Below are 20,233 nucleotides of genomic sequence, written 5' to 3' on the forward strand. Positions count from 1 at the left end.
CCTGCTCTCGCCCCGGTAAAGGTCCTGGATGCGCGCCGAGCTCAGTCGGCGGCGGTGGCGGGCACGGGAACGGCCGGGCCGCCGGCTTCCCCGTCGGTCCCGCATTCCTGCCCGGGCGGCCCCTGCTCGCGCTGCTCACGCAGCTCGGCGATGGCCGCCTCGAAGTCCTCGAGTGAATCGAAGGCCCGGTAAACGGACGCGAAGCGCAGGTACGCGACGAGGTCGAGTTCCTGCAGCGGGCCCAGTATGGCGAGCCCGACGTCATGGGTGGAGAGCTCGGCGCTGCCGGTGGCGCGCACCGCCTCCTCGACCCGCTGGCCCAGCTTGGCGAGGGCGTCCTCGGTGACCGGGCGCCCCTGGCACGCCTTGCGTACCCCCGCGATGACCTTGTTACGGCTGAAGGGTTCGGTGACCCCACTCCGCTTGATCACCATCAGCGATGCCGTCTCGATGGTCGTGAAACGGCGGGAGCAGTCGGGGCACTGGCGGCGCCGGCGGATCGCCGTTCCGTCATCGGTGGTGCGGCTGTCGACGACCCGGCTGTCCGGGTGCCTGCAGAAGGGGCAGTGCATGGCTCCACCCTCCTCACCCTCGATATACGGACGTACGTACGCCAACGAACCCGGCGTACGCCAACAACCTCCGACGGTCCGCGCGGGCCCTTCGGAGCAGGCTCCAGCATAGGCGATTCCCGACCCTCGGAGAGACCAGGCACCACAACTTCTGGGTGACCGATCGCATCCCACCACTAGATGTGGTGTCGGGGCGCTTACATCTGCCTACCGCGTGTCGTGGCGGCGACGGGCCGGACGGTCGCCCATGAGAGTACGGGAAGCCACCCGGCCGGCGGCGCGGCGGGGCCGAGATGACAGAATCGGCCGGGTCGCGACGACCGACCGCCAACCCCCTTCGCGGACCCCTTCGCACCCCCTCGCGACCCCCTTACGCCCCCTTCGCGCATCGACGGCCCGACGCATCGGACGACCGGAACATCCCGGCGACAGCGCCCGACCGGGCCCGAATCTCTGCTCGGCCATACACCCAGCCACTCGATCCGGGCAGCCATTCGCCGAATATTTCACTCGAACGTGTGTTTGGCGCAACCTTTCGAAAGCAACTACCGTTGGCTAACTAGGGAGAACATTTCGAGAGGGGCCGACGTGACCACCACCGCAGACAGCGCGACCATCACCGCACAGAGCCACTCCCAGAGCCGGTTCGATCCGCAACAGGCACAGCGGCCGCCGATGGACGACGCCACGTTGGACTCCGAAGAGCAGAAGCCGGCCCGTTCGCTGCCCGGCCGGCCCCCGGGGATCCGGGCCGACAGTTCCGGACTCACCGACCGCCAGCGCAGGGTGATCGAGGTGATCCGGGATTCGGTGCAGCGGCGTGGCTACCCGCCGTCCATGCGCGAGATCGGCCAGGCCGTCGGGCTGTCCAGCACCTCGTCCGTCGCCCACCAGCTCATGGCCCTGGAGCGCAAGGGCTTCCTGCGGCGCGACCCGCACCGCCCCCGGGCGTACGAGGTCCGCGGGTCGGACCAGGCCACCGCTGCCGCGACGGAGACCGCCGGCAAGCCCGCCGCCTCCTATGTCCCGCTGGTCGGCCGAATCGCCGCCGGTGGACCGATCCTCGCAGAGGAATCGGTCGAGGATGTTTTCCCGCTCCCCCGCCAGCTCGTCGGCGACGGCGAACTGTTCGTCCTGAAGGTCGTCGGCGATTCCATGATCGAAGCCGCGATCTGCGACGGCGACTGGGTCACGGTCCGCCGCCAGCCGGTCGCCGAGAACGGCGACATCGTGGCCGCCATGCTGGACGGCGAGGCCACCGTCAAGCGCTTCAAGCGCGAGGACGGCCATGTGTGGCTGCTGCCGCACAACTCCGCGTACCAGCCGATCCCCGGCGACGAGGCGACCATTCTCGGCAAGGTGGTGGCGGTGCTGCGCCGCGTCTGACCCACCCCTCACGACCGAGCCCCGGAACCACTGCGCCGGTTCCGGGGCTTGGTTATGCCGTCTCCGGGTCAGGAAGCGTCCGCTGCCGGCTGCGCCGCTTCGGGGGCGGGCGCCGCCTTTGCCGCCGCGTCGATGGCGGCAAGGGAGCGGCGGACCTGGTTGCGGTCGGTGGTGTACCAGAAGTCGGGCATCGACTTGCGGAGGAAGGAGCCGTACCGGGCCCGCTCCACCCTGGGGTCGAGGACGGCGACCACGCCGCGGTCGCCGGTGGCACGGACCAGACGGCCGGCGCCCTGCGCCATCAGCAGCGCGGCGTGGGTGGCGGCGACCGCCATGAAGCCATTGCCGCCGGCCTCCTCCACGGCCTTCTGCCGGGCGCTCATCAGCGGATCGTCCGGGCGCGGGAACGGCACCCGGTCCATCACCACCAGCTGGCAGTTCACACCAGGAACGTCGACGCCCTGCCACAGGGACAGCGTGCCGAACAGGCAGGTACGGGCGTCGGAGGCGAAGGCCCTGATCAGCTCGCCGAGCGTCTCCTCGCCCTGGAGCAGGATCGGCACGTCCAGCCGGCCGCGCAACTCCTCGGCCGCGGCCTGGGCGGCGCGCATGGAGGAGAAGAGGCCGAGGGTGCGGCCGCCGGCGGCTTCGATCAGCTCGGTGAGTTCGTCGAGCATGTCGGTGCGGCTGCCCTCGCGGCCCGGCTGGGCGAGGTGCTTGGCGACGTAGAGGATGCCCTGCTTCGAGTAGTCGAAGGGCGAGCCCACGTCCAGGCCCTTCCAGGGCGGGACGTCCTCGCCTTCGGTGCCCTCGGGGGCCAGGCCCAGGGAGGCCGCGACCCCGTTGAAGTCACCGCCCAGCTTGAGGGTGGCGGAGGTGAGGGTCACCGAGCGGTCGTCGAAAAGCTTCTCGCGCAGCAGGCCCGAGACCGACAGCGGGGCCACCCGGAGGGAGGCGCCGAAGCGGTCGTGGCGTTCGTACCAGACCACGTCGTACTCGGAGCCGTTGGCGATGCGCTCGGCGACGGCGTGGACGTTCTCCAGCGAGGCGAGGGCCTGCTTGCGGACGGCGTCCTCGTCCTGGACCGACTTGTCACGGGTCGAGCCGAGCGCCGAGATGACCGTACGGGCCGCGTCCCGCAGTGCCATCAGGCAGTAGCCGAGATCCTCGGGGATCTCTTCGAGGCGGCCGGGCAGGGCCAGCTCCATCAGGCGCTCGAAGGTCTCCGACGCGGTCTGGAGCTGGTCGGCGGCCTTTTCGTTGACGAGCTTGGCGGCCCGGCGGACGGCACGGTTGACCTGCCCGGGGGTCAGCTCGCCGGTGGCGACGCCGGTGACCCGGGAGACCAGCTCATGAGCCTCGTCGATGATCAGGACCTCGTGCTGCGGGAGGACCGGCGCGCCCTCGATCGCGTCGATGGCGAGCAGCGCGTGGTTGGTGACGACGACATCGGCGAGCTTGGCGCGCTCTCGCGCCGCCTCGGCGAAGCACTCCGCCCCGTAGGCGCACTTCGAGGCGCCCAGGCACTCCCGGGAGGAGACCGAGACCTGGCCCCAGGCCCGGTCGGAGACCCCGGGGGTCAGCGCGTCACGGTCGCCGGTCTCGGTCTCGTCCGCCCAGTCGCGCAGCCGCAGCAGGTCCTTGCCGAGCTTGCTGGTCGGCGTCGCCTGCTCGAAGACGTCGAAGAGCCCGTCCTCCTCTTCCTGGGGGACGCCCTCATGGAGGCGGTGCAGGCACAGATAATTGGAGCGGCCCTTGAGCATGGCGAACTCGGGGCGGCGGCGCAGCAGCGGATGCAGCGCCTCGACCGTGCGCGGAAGATCGCGCTCGACGAGCTGGCGCTGCAGCGCCAGGGTGGCCGTGGCGACCACCACTCGCTCGCCGTGCGCGAGCGCCGGCACCAGATAGCCGAGGGACTTTCCGGTGCCGGTGCCGGCCTGCACCAGCAGATGGGCCTGTTCGTCCACGGCCTCGGCGACGGCCTCGGCCATCGCCACCTGGCCGGGGCGCTCGGTGCCGCCGACGGCGGTGACGGCGGCATGGAGCAGATCGGGGAGAGAGGGCTTCGTCATAGCGTGGCAAGCCTACGCGGGACCACTGACAGCCGGTCCGGTCACGGGTGGTGGAGCGGATTGGGGACGGTGCCGTGCACGGCCGCGTGCGGGCGGTCGCGGCGGTCCCGGTAGCCGTCCACATGCAGACGGTTGCGGTTCAGGCACAGCCGCTCGATGCGCGGGGTGAGCAGGTCGAAGGTCTCGTAGCGCTCCTTGAGGGCCGGGAAGCGCTCGTGGTGGCGCAGGATCTCTGCCCGTACGAGTGACCAGAACGCGGCCTCGGGGACGTCCAGTTGGTCCGCGCACAGCGGCGCGAGGTAACGGAAGACGCCGACGAACAGGCCGGAGTGGATGAACTGGGTGAGGAAGGAGGGCGGTTCGGTCAGCAGCACCGCCCGTACGTCGTCCGGCATGGAGTCGTGCTCGGGGAGCGGCCGGGAGCTGGTGTTGACGTCGTCGACGAAGTCCTTGACCGCGAGGCGGGTGGGGACGTCCTGCTCGTCGAAGACGACGATGGCGTTCTCGCCGTGCGGGGAGAAGACCGTGCCGTAGCGGTAGAGGAAGTGCAGCAGGGGCGGCAGCAGGGCGGCGAACAGCCGTGCCAGCCAGTCGCGCGGAGCCAGGCCCGAGCGGCGGACCAGCTCCGCGGTCAGGGCCCGCCCCTGGGGATCGGTCTGCAGCAGCGCGGCCAGGGTGCGGGCGCGTTCACCGGGGTCCAGGTGGCCGCTGACCGGCTCGCGCCAGATACAGCCCAGCAGCTCCTTGAACTGGTACGGGACGCCGGGAAGCCGGTCGTAGAGGGGATGCTCGACGGTGACCGAGGCGGTCTCGCCGAGCAGGATGACCCGGGTCTCGTCGCGGAGATAGGGGTCGGCGTCGCGCAGGCCGTGCACCCAGCGGGTGACGGCGGGGGCGGCGAGGGTGCGCTCGGTGGGCAGCCCGCGCCAGACCAGGGTGTTGAGGATGGACAGCGGGAGTTTGACCGTACGGGCCCGGGGGCGGCTGAGGTTGAGGAAGGTGCGGATCGACTGCTGCGGCAGGCGGAGGTCGTTGTCAGTGGGCAGCGCGATGATGGATCTGTCGGCGAGCTGCGGGGCGAAGAGCGGGGCGATGGTCTCGTCCCACTGCCAGGGGTGGACGGGGAGGTAGAGGTAGTCGGCGGGGTCGTGGCCCTGGTCGGCGATGGTGCGGGCGAAGGTGTGCCGGGTGGCGGGGGCCAGCTCCTCGCCGTAGAGACGGTCGGGGGTGGCCAGGGTGGGGATACCGCGGTAGTGGGCGATGCTGTGGTGCGCGGCGAGCCAGGGCAGGCGCTGGGGTGTGCGGGCCTCCGGGGCCCAGGTCGCCGCGTCGTGCGCGGAGAAGCCGAGCCGGCCCTTGTTCGCAACGAGCCAGGGGTGGCCGGTCTGGTGGCCTTCGAGGGTGGCGTAGTCCAGGTCGGCGAGCTCGGCGGCGCTGACGGCGGTGGCGTCGAGCCGGGTGTCGGCGGCGAGGGTGGCGGTCAGTTCGCGGACGAGATGGCCGGTGGTGTCGCCGGACAGGCCCAGCACGGTGTCGTGGGCGTGGGTGAGGAAGCGAAAGGGATCGGCATCGGGGGTGATCGAATCGGGGTCGACGCGCCAGTGGCCGTAGGCGCCGCGGCGGGCTCGGAAGCGGTAGACCAGGCCGTCGGTGACCGGCAGGCGGTATTGCGGGGTGCCGTCGGGTGCGGTGCCGTCGGCCTCGGGGGCCAGGACTTCCTCGTACGCGAACTCCGCCAGGGTCTTGGCGAACAGTCGGCGCGCGGCGTGCTGCCAGGCGCTGTGCGAAGGCTGGGGCTCGGGCGACAAGGCGGGCTCCTCGAAGCGGGACCGCCCCGGCACATACGGGGGACAACCGGGGCAGCGGGGGTGGACGGCGGACCGGAGCGGGGCCGTCGGCGGACGGCGCCGGGGTCAGAGCAGGTGGCGGTGGGCGCGGTCGCGGACCATCAACGCCGCGCGTTTGCCGGGCAGTTCGATCTCGTCGCCGTAGCGGAATCCGGCGCTCAGGAAGGCCGCGACGGAGGCGGTGTTGCGCAGATCCGGCTCGGCGAGGACCCGTGCGCACCGCGGCCGGTGGTCGAGTACGAGATCGGCGGCGGCGCGCAGCAGCAGGCCGCCCAGCCCGCGTCCCCGGTCGCCGGCGCCGCCGATCAGCAGATGGATACCGGTGTCCTCGGGCCGGGCCGGATAGCAGCGGGCGAGGGGGTCCAGATCCGCGCGGTAGATCTCCCAGTAGCTCATCGGGACGCCGGCCAGTACTCCCAGGCAGGGCACGCTGCGGCCGTCACCGTCGAGCTGGGCGCGCAGATGGGCCGCGGTGGTCTCCGGCGGGCCCGCCAGTTCCCAGAAGGCCGCCACCGCCGGATCGTTCATCCAGCCGGTGATCCGGTCGAGATCGCGGGCCGGCCGGACGGGGACGAGCTCGAACGGCCCGGCGGGGGTGTCGGCCGCTCGCCAGCCCGCCAGGTTGTCGAGCAGCGGCCCGGCGGCCGGGGCGTCCGGGGGCGCCTGCGGCCCGCGCCCCTCGGCGAACAGCGCACCGAACTCGGGCGGGAGCTGCAGGTCGAGGGTGTCGTCGGAGCTGGAGCCGAGGCCGGAATCGGTGGGTGGCACGGCGACTCTCCTCTCGTGGCCGCGTGCCGCGTGGCCTGGTGGGTCGCGGGGCGCCGGGGACGGGGGCTGACAGGCTGCTGGCGGAGGGGCCGGTGGCCTGGTCCAGGCCACCGCACGCGGCTAGGGGGCGAGGGGGTTGGGCAGGGTGACGTAGACGGACTGGGTTTCGACCGGGCCGACGAGTTCGTCCAGGCCGTGCAGGCGGGTCGCCAGATTGGCCTTGCAGCGCAGTGTGCGGGCGGCGAGCAGCTGCTCGGGGAGCGGCGAGCGGTGCGCCCGCGGGGCCGCGGCGGCATCGGCGAGGAACCGCCGGAAGGCGGCGAGCAGGATCTCCTCGCGGACCAGGCGCTGGGAGCCGAAGGCGCCGATGAGGCCGAGGACGTTGTTGATGCCGAGGTAGTAGGCGAAGCGTTCGTCGGTGACGTCGTCGGCGACGAAGCTGTCGCCCGCCACGCCGATCCCGGGCAGGCGGCGCTCCAGCTCGGCTCGGCGGGAGGTGCGGAAGTAGTAGCCCTGGTTGTCGCGGTAGCGGCCGCCGACCGGCCAGCCGTCGGGGTCCAGCAGCACCACGGTGTTCTGCTGGTGGGCTTCGAGCACGATGCCGGCCGTGCCGTCGAGCCACAGCACGGGCCGTACGACTGCTTCCAGGTAGCGCAGGAACCACTCGGTGGCCACGGCTCCCAGGGGGCGGCCGGTGCGCGCGCCGAGCGTGCCGACGAGGTCTTCGAGCCGGGAGCGCACGCCCGGGCGGCCGGGCCAGGGCCGCGGGGAGGTGAGGCCGGCGATGCACACGGCGTCGTCGGTGGTGCTGAAGGGGTTGTGGCGGATGACGGCGTCGAGGCCCTGGACGGGTGCGCCCTCGAAGCCGTCGACGGCGAGGTAGGCGGGGTCGCGGACGATGTCGAAGCCGGGGTGGACGGTCTGCCACTGCTCGGCGAGGCCGGTGCGCAGCAGCCGGTGCACCTCGACGCCGCGGGCCAGTTCCTTGCGGAGGTTTTCCCGGCGGGAGTTGGTGATGCGCAGCCCGAGGGAGAGCTTCAGCATGGCGTTCGCGCCGGGGCGGTAGACCGTGCGGACGGAGGACGTGGGGTGCCAGAGCGGGCCGTGGGCGCCGAGGTCGTGGAGCAGGCCGGCCTCGCGGAGGGCGGCGATGTCGGGACGGTCGGCGAGCTCCCTGGCCTGCCAGGGGTGCACCGGCAGGGGCACGGTGTCGTCGGGGAGCCGGAGGCCGTCCCCGGCGAGGTCCCTGGCAAGCTGCTCGGCCGGTACGGGCTTGCCGCGTTCGGTCCAGGCGGAGTCGGCGGCCAGGACGGAGCGGTGCACGGCCGTCCAGTGGAGCGGGAAGGCGCCGCGGAGTTCGGGCGAATAGGCGCGGGTCTCGGCCTCGGAGAGCCCTTCGCGGCTCTTGGGTGTGGGGTGCAGCGGGTGGCCGAGGAGAAGGGACTGTTCGGCTTCGAGGAAGAGGGCACCGTGGTCGTCGGCGGGCCGGGCACGCCGGTCGGTCAGGAAGAGGGCGACGTTGCGTACGGAGTTGGCGACCCGGCCGATGAGTTCGGCGCCGCCGGCGTCCGGTGCCGGCCGGCGCCTACCGTCCGGGTCCGGCCGCTCGTCGGTGTCCGCCGCCTGGTGCTCGCCGCCGTCAAAGGCCCGGCGGTCGCCGTATGCGGCCTCCCGGCGCAGCAGCGCGGCGAGGGTGACGGCGTCCAGCGGGGCGGCACCGGCCGGGGCGCCGTCGAGGGTGGGGGCGCCCAGGCGGTGCCAGCCCGTGGGCGACCAGTAGCGGACGGGGATGTGCAGGGCGCCCGCGGCGGCGTGCAGGGGGATCACCACCTCGCCCTCGGCAGGGTGATGGGGGGTGCCGCTCTCCCGGAGCCAGCAGCGCAGCAGGTGCTCGATGCCCGCGGCGTCGGCGGCGACCGCCGGGTCCGGGTGGTCGAGGGGGTCGTGGTCACCGGACACCCGGGCGCGGTCGCAGGCACCGGGGGCGGACCGTTCCGGGGCCTCGTGGAGCTGCTGGTGGCAGCCGGCGTCGGGGGCGCGCCGGTGCTGGCGGGGTACCGACTCGATGGTGCCCGCGCCCTGGTGGGCGGGGATGCGCTCGGTGGGCTGGCCGCCGTCGGGGCCGGGTCGTTCGTTCATGGGGAGGTGCCTCGCATTGTCGTGGGGGACGAGCCCGTCGGCCCGGGGGTGGTGCGGACCGCCGCCGTGAGGGCGTCGGCGAGGCGGTCGAGGATGGCGTCCGCCTGTTCGTCGGTGATGGTCAGGGGTGGCAGCAGCCGGACGACGGCGGACTGCCTGCCGCCCAGTTCGACGATCAGACCGCGCTCCAGGCAGGCCTGCTGGACGGCCGCCGCGAGCTGCGGGTCGGCGGGGCGGGCGCCCGTGGCGTCGGCGTCGGCGGTGCGGTCGACGAGCTCGATGCCGAGCATCAGTCCGCGGCCGCGGACGTCGCCGATGCAGTCATGGGCGGCGGCGAGGGAGGCGAGGCGGTCCAGCATCCGGGCGCCGAGCTCCCCGGCGCGCCGGTCGAGGCCGTTCGTGCGGACGTAGGCGAGGGTGGCGGCGCCGGCGGCCATGGCGAGCTGGTTGCCGCGGAAGGTGCCGGCGTGGGCGCCGGGCTGCCAGGCGTCGAGTTCCTCGCGGTAGACGATCACGGCGAGCGGCAGGCTGCCGCCGATCGCCTTCGACAGCACGAGCACATCGGGCACGATGCCGCTGTGGTCGACCGCCCAGAAGGCGCCGGTGCGGCCGACGCCGGTCTGTACCTCGTCCACGATCAGCGGGATCCGCCGGGCGGCCGAGATCTCCCGCATCCGCCGCAGCCAGTCGTCCGGCGCGGGGATCACGCCGCCCTCGCCCTGCACGGGTTCCAGGATCATCCCGGCCGGCCGGGACACTCCGCTCTTGGGGTCGTCGAGCAGGCTCTGGGTCCAGCGCGCGGCGAGCTCGGCGCCGCGCTCGCCGCCGGTCTGGAAGGGGCACCGGTAGTCGTAGGGGTAGGGCAGTCGGACCACGCTGGTGTGCTGCGCTCCCCCGGAGGCGGCGAGCGCTTGCGAGGTCATGCCGTGGTAGGCGCCGGAGAACGCCATCAGGCCGTCCCGGCCGGTCGCGGTGCGGACGAGCTTGAAGGCGGCCTCGACGGCGTCCGTGCCGGCCGGGCCGCAGAACTGGATGCGCCCCTTTTCGGCCAACTCCCCTGGCAGGGTGGCGAAGAGCTCCGTGGTGAAGGCGTCCTTGACGGGGGTGGCCAGGTCGAGGACGTGCAGCGGTGCGCCGGAGTCGAGGACCGTCCGGATCGCCTCGAGCACCACCGGGTGGTTGTGGCCGAGCGCCAGTGTGCCGGCGCCGGAGAGGCAGTCGAGATAGCGCCTGCCGTCGGCGCCCTCGATGGTCAGCCCGCGGGCGCGCACCGGGACGATGGGCAGCGCGCGTGCGTAGGTACGGGCGGCGGACTCGCGCAGGGACTGCCGCCGCAGGATCCCCTCATGGGCCGGCGGCGCTGCCGTCGGCACGGTTTCGGTCAACACCACGGCAGTTGTGTCCTCCTGCTGGTGAGCTGCGGAATGCCGCGCGGGCTGGGGGCAGCCCGGCCGTCCCCCGTACGTACCAACGACGGCGGCGACCCGGGATCACGGTTGTCGGCAAGATCCTTGATGGCGTGGAACCGGGGACCCGAGTACCACCGTCCCCATCGTCACCGGCATAGTGGGGTGTTGCGCCGGGATCTTGAGGTTCATGACAAAGACCGGACCGGTGCACACCGAACGAGCCACACCGGCTCAGTCCGCATTCATCAGGGGGAGCTCACCCATGCGATCCATACGTCGGCCAGTCCTGGCCGCCGCCGCCCTCACCGCTGTCGTGGCACTCACCGCCACCGGCTGTGGACCCGAGAGCGACAACGCGGACGCCAAGCCCGGCCAGTCCGCGGCCCAGGACTCCACGGGCGGGGGTGACTTCAAGATTCCTCAGGACATCCAGGACAAGCTGAAGGAGCACGGCTTCGACCTGGACAAGTGGCGCAACGGCGAGTGGAAGAACTGGAACCGCGACAAGTGGCTCCGGGAGGCCGGGGAGTTCATCAACCCGATCATCAAGGACTTCTGGGACAAGGACAAGATCGACAAGGTCAAGCCGCCCCAGGACCCCAGCAAGCCCGAGGACATCTCGGAGGACCAGGGCAAGACCGACCCCGAGCCCGCCGCCGTCCAGGCCCAGGCCGTCAGGACCCCGTACACCTCGACCGCTCCCGGCGTGGGCCTGCTGCTGTTCAGCACCCCCGAGGGCGGGTCGCGCTGCTCGGCCACCGTGGTCAAGGACCCGGCGCACCCCGGTAAGTCCAACCTCGTGTGGACCGCGGCGCACTGTGTGCACGCCGGCAAGAACGGCGGCTGGTACCGCAACATGATGTTCGTGCCGAACTTCAACAGGACCGGCGGCAGCGCGGCCCAGATGAAGGGCAAGCCCTACGAGGACCGCGTCCCGTCGGGCAAGTGGTGGGCGGACGACATGGCGACGTCCCAGCAGTGGATCAAGGCCGGCGGCGCCGTTCCCGGCGTGCCGATGGCTCCGTACGACTTCGCGCTGATGCATGTGAAGCCCGAGGAGAGCACGGGCGGCAAGTCGCTGGAGGAGGTCGCCGGCGGTGCGTACGCGGTGGACTTCAACGCGCCCGCGATGGCCAAGATCCCGAGCCTGACCGCGCAGGGCTACCCCGCCGAGCCGCCGTTCGACGGTGCGGCGCAGCAGCAGTGCACCGACAAGCCGACCCGTCTGTCGATGGACGCCCAGAAGCCGACCATGTACCGGATCGGCTGCACCATGACCGGTGGTTCCTCCGGCGGCCCCTGGTTCGCCAAGGGCAAGGACGGCAAGCCGGAGCTGATCTCCAACATGTCGATGGGGCCGCGCCCGGCCCGCTGGTCCGCCGGTCCCCACCTGGGTCCCGAGGCCAAGAGCATCTTCGACGCCATGAGCAAGAAGTGGGCCACCAAGCAGTAGGCGGGTGAGGCGGGCGGTGCCGGGGACGGCGCCGCCCGCGCCTCGCGCAGGAGCACGATGAAGGCCCGCCCCCGGTTTCCCCGGGGGCGGGCCTTCGTGCCGTGGTGTGCCGAGTGGCCGCTACGCCGCGGGGACGAAGCGCTGGAGTTCGGCGGCCAGCTCCTCGTGGACCCGCGCCTTGAGGACGGTGCCGTCCGCGGTGTGCTCCTCGGAGATGACCTCGCCCTCGGCGTGCGCCCGCGAGACCAGGGCGCCGTGGGTGTACGGCACCAGCACCTCGATCTCGACCCGCGGCCGGGGAAGTTCCTCGTCCAGCAGGGCCAGCAGTTCGTCCATGCCCTGGCCGGTACGGGCCGAGACCGCGAGGGCGTGCTTCTCCTGGCGCAGCAGGCGCTGCAGCACCAGCGGGTCGGCCGCGTCGGCCTTGTTGACGACCACGATCTCGGGCACGTCCGTCGCGCCCACGTCGCGGATCACCTCGCGCACCGCGGCCAGCTGCTCCTCGGGCACCGGGTGCGAGCCGTCGACCACGTGCAGGATGAGGTCGGACTCGCCGACCTCCTCCATCGTGGAGCGGAACGCCTCGACGAGGTGGTGGGGCAGATGCCGGACGAAGCCGACGGTGTCGGCGAGGGTGTAGAGCCGTCCGCTGGGCGTCTCGGCCCGCCGGACGGTGGGGTCCAGGGTGGCGAACAGGGCGTTCTCCACCAGGACACCGGCGCCGGTGAGGCGGTTGAGCAGGGAGGACTTGCCGGCGTTGGTGTAGCCGGCGATGGCGACCGAGGGGACCTTGTGACGCCGGCGTTCCTGGCGCTTGATGTCCCGGCCGGTCTTCATCTCCGCGATCTCCCGGCGCATCTTCGCCATCTTCTCGCGGATCCGCCGCCGGTCCGTCTCGATCTTGGTCTCACCGGGACCGCGGGTGGCCATACCGCCGCCCGCCGAGCCGGAGCCACCGCCACCCATCTGCCGGGACAGCGACTGGCCCCAGCCGCGGAGCCGGGGAAGCATGTACTGCATCTGCGCCAGCGCGACCTGCGCCTTGCCCTCCCGGGACTTGGCGTGCTGGGCGAAGATGTCGAGGATCAGGGCGGTCCGGTCGACCACCTTGACCTTGACGACGTCCTCGAGGTGGATCAGCTGGCCCGGGGAGAGCTCACCGTCACAGACCACGGTGTCCGCCCCGGACTCCAGCACGATGTCGCGCAGCTCCAGCGCCTTGCCCGAGCCGATGTACGTGGCGGGGTCGGGCTTGTCGCGGCGCTGGATGACGCCGTCGAGCACCATGGCGCCCGCGGTCTCGGCGAGGGCGGCCAGCTCGGCGAGGGAGTTCTCGGCCTCCTGGACCGTGCCGGAGGTCCAGACGCCGACGAGCACCACGCGCTCCAGGCGGAGCTGCCGGTACTCGACCTCGGTGACGTCCTCGAGCTCGGTGGAGAGACCCGCTACACGGCGTAGCGCGGCACGGGCCGAACGGTCGTACTGGTCGCCGTCACGCTCCCCGTCGATCTCGTGGCTCCAGGCGACGTCCTCTTCCATCAGGGCGTTGGCCCGAAGGCTCTCGGGGAGGCGCTGCCGGTCCTGTGGAAGGGAAGAAGAGGAGGTCATTTGATCCTTTGCGTCGTCGGTGAGCCCTGGCGGGGATCTGGTGTTCCCGCCGGGACTGTCGGTGGTGCGGCGACCGCCGCGGCGCTGCCGCGACCGTCGCTGGTGACAACGTCCGAGAGGTCCCGGAGATTCCCGGGCCGGGCGGTGCCGTCCCGACGATGGTCCCACGGCCCGGGAAGGCCGTCACGCGGGTTTCCCGGGGTGTGCGGCGGCTCCCCTGGGCGCGGGGGCCTTGGAGGCCGCTCCGGTGGGTGCGGGACCGGCGGCGGCCGCCTTGGGTCCGGGACCGGCGGCGGCTCCCTTGGGCCCGAGGCCGGCGCCCGCCCCCTTGGGATGCCCGACCTTTGCGACGGCCTTGGGGTGCCGGGGCTTCGCCGCGGGCCCCTTGTGCAGCCACTCCGGATGCCCCGGCATCGGCGGGGTCCGGTCGCCGTAGAGCCAGTCCTGGAAGAAACCGGTGAGGTCCTGCCCGGCGACCTGGGAGGACAGCTGCACGAAGTCGGCGGTGTCCGCCACGCCGTCGCGGTGCCGCTCGACCCAGGCACGTTCCAGGCGGTCGAAGGCGGCGGCGCCGATCTTCTGCCGCAGGGCGTACAGGACCAGTGCGCTGCCGTCGTAGACGATGGGGCGGAAGATGCCGATCTTCTGTCCCTGGCTCGGGGCCTTGGGCACGGCGGGCGGCCCGCCCTCGGCGCGCCAGCCGTCGGACTCCTGGTACGCATGGCGCATACGGGCTTCCAGGGTGGCCCGGCCGTTGCTCCTCTCCTGGGCGTACAGGGCCTCGTACCAGGTGGCATGGGCCTCGTTGAGCCAGACGTCGGACCAGCGGCGCGGGCTGACGCTGTCGCCGAACCACTGGTGGGCCAGCTCGTGCAGCATCACCGACTCCACGTACCAGGCCGGCAGCCGGTCGGTGGTGAACATGGCCTTCTCGAAGAGCGAGAGGGTCTGGGTCTCCAGTTCGAAGCCGGTCCTGGCGCTGGCGATCAGCACCCCGTACGCCTCGAAGGGGAAGGGGCCGACCTTGCGCTCCATCCAGGCGATCTGGGCCGGGGTCTTCGCCAGCCAGGGCGCCAGGGCCCGGCGGTGCGCGGTCGGGACCACATCGCGGACGGGCAGGCCGTGCGGTCCGTGCCGCAGCACCACGCTGGACCTCCCGATGGAGACCTGCGCCAGCTCGGTGGCCATGGGGTGGGTGGTGCGATAGGTCCAGGTGCGGCGTCCCGCGCGGGCACCGGGGCTCAGGGGCAGTCCGTTGGCGACGGCGGTCAGTTCCTGCGGCGCGGTGATGTGGAAGGTGAAGAGCGCCTTGTCGGAGGGGTGGTCGTTGCAGGGGAAGACCCGGTGCGCGGCGTCCGCCTGATTGGCCATCGCCAGACCGTCGGAGGTACGGAGCCAGCCGCCGTCCCCCTTGCCGCGGGGTTCACTGGTGTGCTCGATGGCGATCTTCACCTCCTGGCCGGCGGAGATGTGGAAGGCCGGGGTGAGCACCAGGTCCTCGCCGTGCTGCTGGTGCGCGGCGGGCAGGCCGCCGATCTCCACGGAGCGTACGGTGCCGCGGGCGAAGTCGAGGTTGACGTGGTCGAGCTCGGTGGTGGCACGGGCGGTGATCACGGTGGTGGCGTTCAGCGGGCGGTCGTTGTGGCCGGAGTAGTCCAGGGAGATGTCGTAGGAGGTGACGTCGTAGCCGGTGTTGCCGAGCAGGGGGAAGAGCCGGTCGCCGAGGCCTTGGGGCCCCAGGGACGGCGGTGCGGCCATGCCGAGGGTGGCGAGCGCGGCCAGCCCGAGGGCGGCGGCCCGGCGGCCGGTCCAACGGAGCCGCCCGCTCGGGTCGCGGGGCAGGGCAAAGGCGGGGCGGACGGGGTCGCGTGAAGGGCGGCGCAGGGGAAGGGGCATGCACTACGGCTACCAACGCCGCCCCCTCCCCCGCGGGTGACGGGGCAAACGGCACCCGAACGGGCGGTGGATCGTGCGTCCGTCTTACGCCGCCGGACGGAGCGGCATCCGACGGACCGTCACTCCGTGGGCCGATCGGCCCCGTTCAGGGGCGCAGCGCCGCCGGACGGGACCGTCCGGCCCGCAACACGTCGAAGACTCCCGGCACTTGGCGCATGGCCCGCATCAGGGACGGCAGCCCGGCGGCGTTCGGCAGGTGCAGGGTGTAGGTGTGGCGGACCCGCTGTTCGTGCGGGGGTTCGACGGCGGCGGACACCACGGCGGCGCCCTGGGAGGCGATGGCCTCGGTGAGGTCGGCCAGGAGGTGCGGCCGGCTGAAGGCCTCGGCCAGGAGGGTGACCCGGCAGCCGTGGCCCCCCTGGCCCGCACCCCGCCAGCGCACCCCGACCGGCTGCCGGCCGGTGGCCGCCATCCGTGCCACGGCAGGACACAGGGCGCGGTGGACGGTGACCGTGCCGCCCCGTACGGCGAATCCGGTGACGCTGTCCGGCGGCACCGGGGTGCAGCAGCCCGCCAGCCGGACCGCGGCGCCCGGCAGATCCGCCACCACGAGGACCGAGGCCGCGACCGGGTCCGCGCCGGGCCGGTCGTCGTCCGCGGCCCGGCGGTCGGCCGGGGGCTCCGCGACCGGCCCCTCACCGGCACCGGCCGGGCGGGCGCCGGGCTCCCGCGGCCCGGACAGCCAGCGGGCGATGGCGAGCCGGGCGGCGGGCGTACGGGCGTGGTCGAGCCATTCGGGCGAGGGGCCGGCCGCGGAGTCCGGGGCCATCAGCAGCTGCAGGCTGTCGCCGTCGTGCAGGACGGTGGAGAGGGTGGCGAGCCGGCCGTTGACGCGGGCGCCGATACAGCAGTGCGCCACCTCGCCGTGCCGTTCGTAGGCGGCATCCACACAACTCGCCCCGGCGGGCAGACCGATGGCACCGCCCGGGACGGCCGGCGAGCCGTCCGACGGGGCGTCGGCGCAGAAGACGGTGATCTCCCGGTCCTGGGCGAGGTCGTCACGCAGCGAGGTCCAGAAGGTGTCCGGGTCGGGGGTGGTGCGCTGCCACTCCAGCAGCCGGGAGAGCCATCCGGGGCGGGTCGGGTCGGCCCGCTCGCCCTCGGGGGCGTCCGCGCCGTCCGTGGGGGCGTACGGGTTGCCCAGCGCGATCACCCCCGCCTCGGCGACCCGGTGCATCTGGTGCGTACGGATCAGCGTCTCGGCGATCTCCCCGGACGGTCCGGTGACCGCCGTGTGCAGCGACTGGTAGAGGTTGAACTTGGGGGCCGCGATGAAGTCCTTGAACTCGGAGACGACCGGGGTGAAGCAGGTGTGCAGCTCGCCGAGGACGGCATAGCAGTCGGCGTCCTCCGCCACCAGCACCAGCAGCCGCCCGAGGTCCGCGCCGGTCAGCTCGCGGCGGGCGAGGCGTACGCGGTGCACCGAGACGAAGTGCCGGGGGCGGACCAGGACTTCGGCGTCGATACCGGCCTCGGCCAGGACGGTACGCACCCGCTGGGCGAGGGCGGTGAGCGGGTCGGGCCGGGTGGCGTACTCCATCACCAGGGCCCGGGTGGTGGCGTACTCCTCGGGGTGCAGGATCGCGAAGACAAGGTCCTCCAGCTCGGCCTTGAGCGCCTGCACACCGAGGCGTTCGGCGAGCGGGATCAGCACATCGCGGGTCACCTTGGCGATCCGGGCCTGTTTCTCGGGGCGCATCACCCCGAGGGTGCGCATGTTGTGCAGCCGGTCGGCGAGCTTGATGGACATCACCCGGACGTCGTTGCCGGTCGCCACCAGCATCTTGCGGAAGGTCTCCGGCTCGGCGGCCGCGCCGTAGTCGACCTTCTCCAGCTTGGTGACGCCGTCGACCAGGTAGCAGACCTCCGCGCCGAACCGCTCCCGCACCTGATCCAGCGTCACTTCCGTGTCCTCGACGGTGTCGTGGAGCAGGGAGGCGGTCAAGGTCGTGGTCTCCGCGCCCAGTTCGGCGAGGATGAGGGTCACCGCGAGCGGATGGGTGATGTACGGCTCGCCGCTCTTGCGCAGTTGGCCGCGGTGCGAGGACTCGGCGAGCAGATAGGCCCGGGTGAGGGTGTCCAGGTCGGCGTCCGGATGGTGTCCGCGGTGCACCTTGGCGACGTGCTCCAGGGCGTGCGGGAGGCCGTCGCGCGGGGCGGGTCCGAGCAGGGCGGCCCGGCCGATCCGGCGCAGGCCTCTGAGCTCCAGCCGGCGGCGGCCGCGCTTGCGGCCCGCTGCTCCAGGGTTACCAGGGTTCGTGGCCTCTGCGCTCATGGGCACCTCCGGCAGCGTCGACCGGCGGTGGGACGCGTCAGTTGGGGCGTCCGGGCCGGTGCTTGATGCTACCGACCCCATCACGCAGCGCTGTCCGCCTCTCGCTCAGAGTGATACGGATCACCCGTTCGAGCGAACCCTTCGGCCGTAGCCGTTCCTCGTGGAAGGCCCTGGCCCGGGACGTCGCAGGTCGTGTCAGGCGAGCGCGGCGGCCAGCCAGGCGGGGTCGAAGGTGCCCTCGGCGACGATCTCGGCCGGTCCGGTCATCTCGACCGTGCCGTCGGGCAGCTCGGTGATGGCGAGGCTGCCGCCCAGCACATCGACCGTGTAGGTGGCGGGTGTGCCGGTCTCCGCGGGGGCCGGGCCGTCCCTGCGGGCGGTGGCGACGGCGACCGCACAGGCGCCGGTGCCGCAGGAGCGGGTCTCGCCCGAACCGCGCTCATGGACCCGCATCGCCACATGGCGCGGCCCGCGGTCGGCGACGAACTCGATGTTCACGCCGTCGGGATAAACCGACGCCGGGCTGAACGGCGGTACGGCCAGCAGGTCGCCGGCGTGGGCCAGATCCTCGACGAAGACGACGGCGTGCGGATTGCCCATGCTCACGTTCCGGGCCGGCCAGCTGCGGCCGTCGACGGTGACGACGACGCTCTCCTCGAAGAGCTCGGCGCGGCCCATCGAGACCGTGACATCGCCGGTCTTGGCGACGTGGACGCGGCGCACGCCGGCGCGGGTGGCGATGGCGAGGTCACCGGCCTCGGCCAGGCCGGCGTGCAGCAGATAGCGCGCGAAGACGCGGACGCCGTTGCCGCACATCTCGGCGATCGAGCCGTCGCCGTTGCGGTAGTCCATGAACCACTCGGCCTCGTCGGCCTGGCCCTGCGCCTCCGGGTGCGCGGCGGACCGGACGACGCGCAGCACGCCGTCGCCGCCGAGTCCGGCCCGCCGGTCGCAGATCCTGGCGACGGCGGTCGCGGGCAGGTCGAGGCGGCCGTCCGGGTCCGGGACGATCACGAAGTCGTTCTCGGTACCGTGGCCCTTGAGGTAGGCGAGGCGCTGCGTACTGGTCACCCCTGCATCGTACGGGGCCACCGGGGGGACCGGCCTGACGGGGCCGGGCCCGTGCCCGTACCCGGCGGGCAGGAGCCGCCCGTGGAGAGGGGAGACCCCGCCCCGGTTCAGCGCAGCCGGGCCACGCGCCAGATGGCCAGCGAGGCCGGGACGGCCACCACGAGGGCGTAGAGCAGCACCACGCGCCAGTCGGCGCGGCGGCCGGAGCCGGGTACCGGGAGGCCGGGCCAGGTGTGGCCGACGCGGCGGGCGGCCATCATGCCCCAGCCGGCCGCGCAGCAGCACAGCAGCAGGCCGAGCATCGCGATCATCGCACCGCCGTCGCCGCCGAGCTCGAAGGCGAGGGGGAAGGCGAACATCAGCGAGCCGAGGACCGCGAGCGCGACGATCGGCGCCAGCTGCCACAGCCGCAGCCGGCGTGGCGGGCGCAGCTCCCGGAAGGACTCGCCGCCCTCACCGGGGCCGTCGGTGCCGGAGTCCGGGGCGTCGGAGTCGTCCAGGCTGTCCGTGGCGGGCACGGCGCCGGACAGGCCGCCTTGGGCATCCGGACCGTCGTCGGTCAGGGGTGCAGGGTCACTGCCGCCGTCCGGTTGCTGCGCTCGGTTGCGAGGGCCGGCCTCCATTGCCACGCGCCCTCCCCACTGCAGACTGCACGCCTCGATCGAAGGTCGATGATGACACGCCCTCAGGGGCCCGGATGACGGCCGGAGCGTCCCGATGCCATGACGTGATCAGGCTGTGACCGGTCGTTCGAGCAACGCCAGCGCCTGCCCGGGAAGTTCCGTGCGGTGCTCGGCGGCGCCGCTGAGCCAGTGGACCCGCGGGTCCCGGCGGAACCACGAGTCCTGGCGGCGCGCGAAGCGCTTGGTGGCGCGCACCGTCTCATCGCGCGCCTCCTGCTCCGTGCACTCCCCCGCCAGCTGGGCCAGCACCTGCTGATAGCCGAGCGCCCGCGAGGCCGTACGCCCCTCGCGCAGCCCCTGGCCCTCCAGCCGGCGCACCTCGTCGACCAGGCCCGCCTCCCACATGCGGTCGACCCGGCGGGCGATCCGCTCGTCGAGCTCGGGGCGCGCGACATCGACGCCGATCTGCAGGGTGTCGTAGACCGCTTCGTGGCCGGGGAGGTTGGCGGTGAAGGGGCGGCCGGTGATCTCGATGACCTCCAGGGCGCGCACGATCCGACGGCCGTTGCTCGCCAGGATCGCGCGGCCCGCCTCGGGATCGGCGGCGGCGAGCCGGGCGTGGAGGGGGCCGCTGCCCTGTGCGGCCAGTTCGGCCTCCAGCCGGGCGCGCACCTCCGGGTCGGTGCCGGGGAAGTCCAGGGCGTCGATCGCGCCGCGTACATACAGGCCGGAGCCGCCGACGAGGACCGGGGTGCGGCCCTCGGCGAGCAGCCGGTCGATCTCGGCCCGGGCCAGCCGCTGGTACTCGGCGACGCTGGCGGCGCAGGTCACGTCCCAGATGTCCAGGAGGCGGTGCGGGACACCCTGCTGCTCCTCGGGCGTGAGTTTGGCGGTGCCGATGTCCATGCCGCGGTAGAGCTGCATGGAGTCGGCATTGATGACCTCGCCCCCCACGTGCTGTGCGAGCGCGACGCCCAGATCGGACTTTCCGGCCGCGGTGGGACCGACGACGGCGATGACCCGCGGAGCGGGAACGACGGTGTTCACCCCGCCA

The 20,233-nt window shown here is 72.8% G+C and carries 14 protein-coding genes; 2 read left to right on the forward strand and 12 right to left on the reverse strand.

Going from position 1 to position 20,233, the window contains the following annotated elements; genetic code table 11:
- Positions 1-41: 41 nt before the first annotated feature.
- A complete protein-coding gene (gene nrdR / locus D9V36_RS12560) occupies positions 42-572 on the reverse strand; it encodes a transcriptional regulator NrdR (protein WP_018092899.1) in 531 nt (176 codons plus the stop codon).
- A gap of 588 nt (positions 573-1,160) precedes the next feature.
- On the opposite strand from nrdR, the gene lexA reads away from it, so the two are divergent.
- A complete protein-coding gene (gene lexA, locus D9V36_RS12565) occupies positions 1,161-1,958 on the forward strand; it encodes a transcriptional repressor LexA (protein ID WP_129293846.1) in 798 nt (265 codons plus the stop codon).
- Between the two features lie 68 nt (positions 1,959-2,026).
- Here lexA and D9V36_RS12570 read toward each other — a convergent pair whose 3' ends face one another.
- The 5 genes from D9V36_RS12570 to D9V36_RS12590 all read right to left on the reverse strand — a co-directional run bounded on the left by D9V36_RS12570 (position 2,027) and on the right by D9V36_RS12590 (position 10,175).
- The gene (locus D9V36_RS12570; protein ID WP_129293847.1) at positions 2,027-4,030 is read right to left on the reverse strand and encodes an ATP-dependent DNA helicase; all 2,004 of its coding nucleotides are present in this window, start codon (positions 4,028-4,030) and stop codon (positions 2,027-2,029) included.
- Positions 4,031-4,071: 41 nt separating this feature from the next.
- Positions 4,072-5,838 (reverse strand): IucA/IucC family protein, encoded by a 1,767-nt coding sequence (locus D9V36_RS12575; RefSeq protein ID WP_129293848.1) that lies wholly within the window; start codon positions 5,836-5,838, stop codon positions 4,072-4,074.
- A 105-nt stretch (positions 5,839-5,943) separates the two neighbouring features.
- Positions 5,944-6,645 carry a GNAT family N-acetyltransferase gene (locus D9V36_RS12580; RefSeq protein WP_129293849.1) on the reverse strand — a complete coding sequence of 234 codons (702 nt, stop codon included), beginning with the start codon at positions 6,643-6,645 and terminating at the stop codon, positions 5,944-5,946.
- A 120-nt stretch (positions 6,646-6,765) separates the two neighbouring features.
- Positions 6,766-8,784: an IucA/IucC family protein gene (locus D9V36_RS12585; RefSeq protein WP_129293850.1), complete on the reverse strand. Its 2,019-nt coding sequence runs from the start codon at positions 8,782-8,784 to the stop codon at positions 6,766-6,768.
- Positions 8,781-10,175 carry a diaminobutyrate--2-oxoglutarate transaminase family protein gene (locus D9V36_RS12590; RefSeq protein WP_129293851.1) on the reverse strand — a complete coding sequence of 465 codons (1,395 nt, stop codon included), beginning with the start codon at positions 10,173-10,175 and terminating at the stop codon, positions 8,781-8,783. The genes D9V36_RS12585 and D9V36_RS12590 overlap by 4 nt, the downstream gene beginning before the upstream one ends.
- A 280-nt stretch (positions 10,176-10,455) precedes the next feature.
- Here D9V36_RS12590 and D9V36_RS12595 point away from each other — a divergent pair, with 280 nt between their 5' ends.
- A complete protein-coding gene (locus tag D9V36_RS12595) occupies positions 10,456-11,646 on the forward strand; it encodes a trypsin-like serine peptidase (RefSeq protein ID WP_129293852.1) in 1,191 nt (396 codons plus the stop codon).
- Positions 11,647-11,766: 120 nt separating this feature from the next.
- Here the strand turns inward: D9V36_RS12595 and hflX are convergent, their stop codons facing one another.
- The 6 genes from hflX to miaA form a co-directional block, all read right to left on the reverse strand.
- Positions 11,767-13,254, reverse strand: a complete 1,488-nt coding sequence (gene hflX / locus D9V36_RS12600; protein WP_129293853.1) for a GTPase HflX — start codon at positions 13,252-13,254, stop codon at positions 11,767-11,769.
- A gap of 183 nt (positions 13,255-13,437) precedes the next feature.
- Complete coding sequence (locus D9V36_RS12605) at positions 13,438-15,150, reverse strand: M1 family metallopeptidase (protein ID WP_129293854.1); 1,713 nt, start codon at positions 15,148-15,150, stop codon at positions 13,438-13,440.
- A gap of 145 nt (positions 15,151-15,295) precedes the next feature.
- Complete coding sequence (locus D9V36_RS12610) at positions 15,296-17,485, reverse strand: RelA/SpoT family protein (protein WP_129293855.1); 2,190 nt, start codon at positions 17,483-17,485, stop codon at positions 15,296-15,298.
- 195 nt (positions 17,486-17,680) lie between these two features.
- Entirely contained in the window at positions 17,681-18,556 is an 876-nt protein-coding gene (dapF, locus tag D9V36_RS12615; protein ID WP_129293856.1) for a diaminopimelate epimerase, read from the reverse strand.
- Positions 18,557-18,663: 107 nt separating this feature from the next.
- Positions 18,664-19,179, reverse strand: coding sequence for a hypothetical protein (locus D9V36_RS12620; RefSeq protein ID WP_129298373.1), 516 nt, complete (start codon positions 19,177-19,179; stop codon positions 18,664-18,666).
- A 108-nt stretch (positions 19,180-19,287) separates the two neighbouring features.
- A complete protein-coding gene (miaA, locus tag D9V36_RS12625) occupies positions 19,288-20,226 on the reverse strand; it encodes a tRNA (adenosine(37)-N6)-dimethylallyltransferase MiaA (RefSeq protein WP_129293857.1) in 939 nt (312 codons plus the stop codon).
- Positions 20,227-20,233: the final 7 nt, after the last annotated feature.

It is taken from the genome of Streptomyces lydicus, from assembly GCF_004125265.1.
Taxonomy (GTDB): Bacteria; Actinomycetota; Actinomycetes; order Streptomycetales; family Streptomycetaceae; genus Streptomyces; species Streptomyces lydicus_C.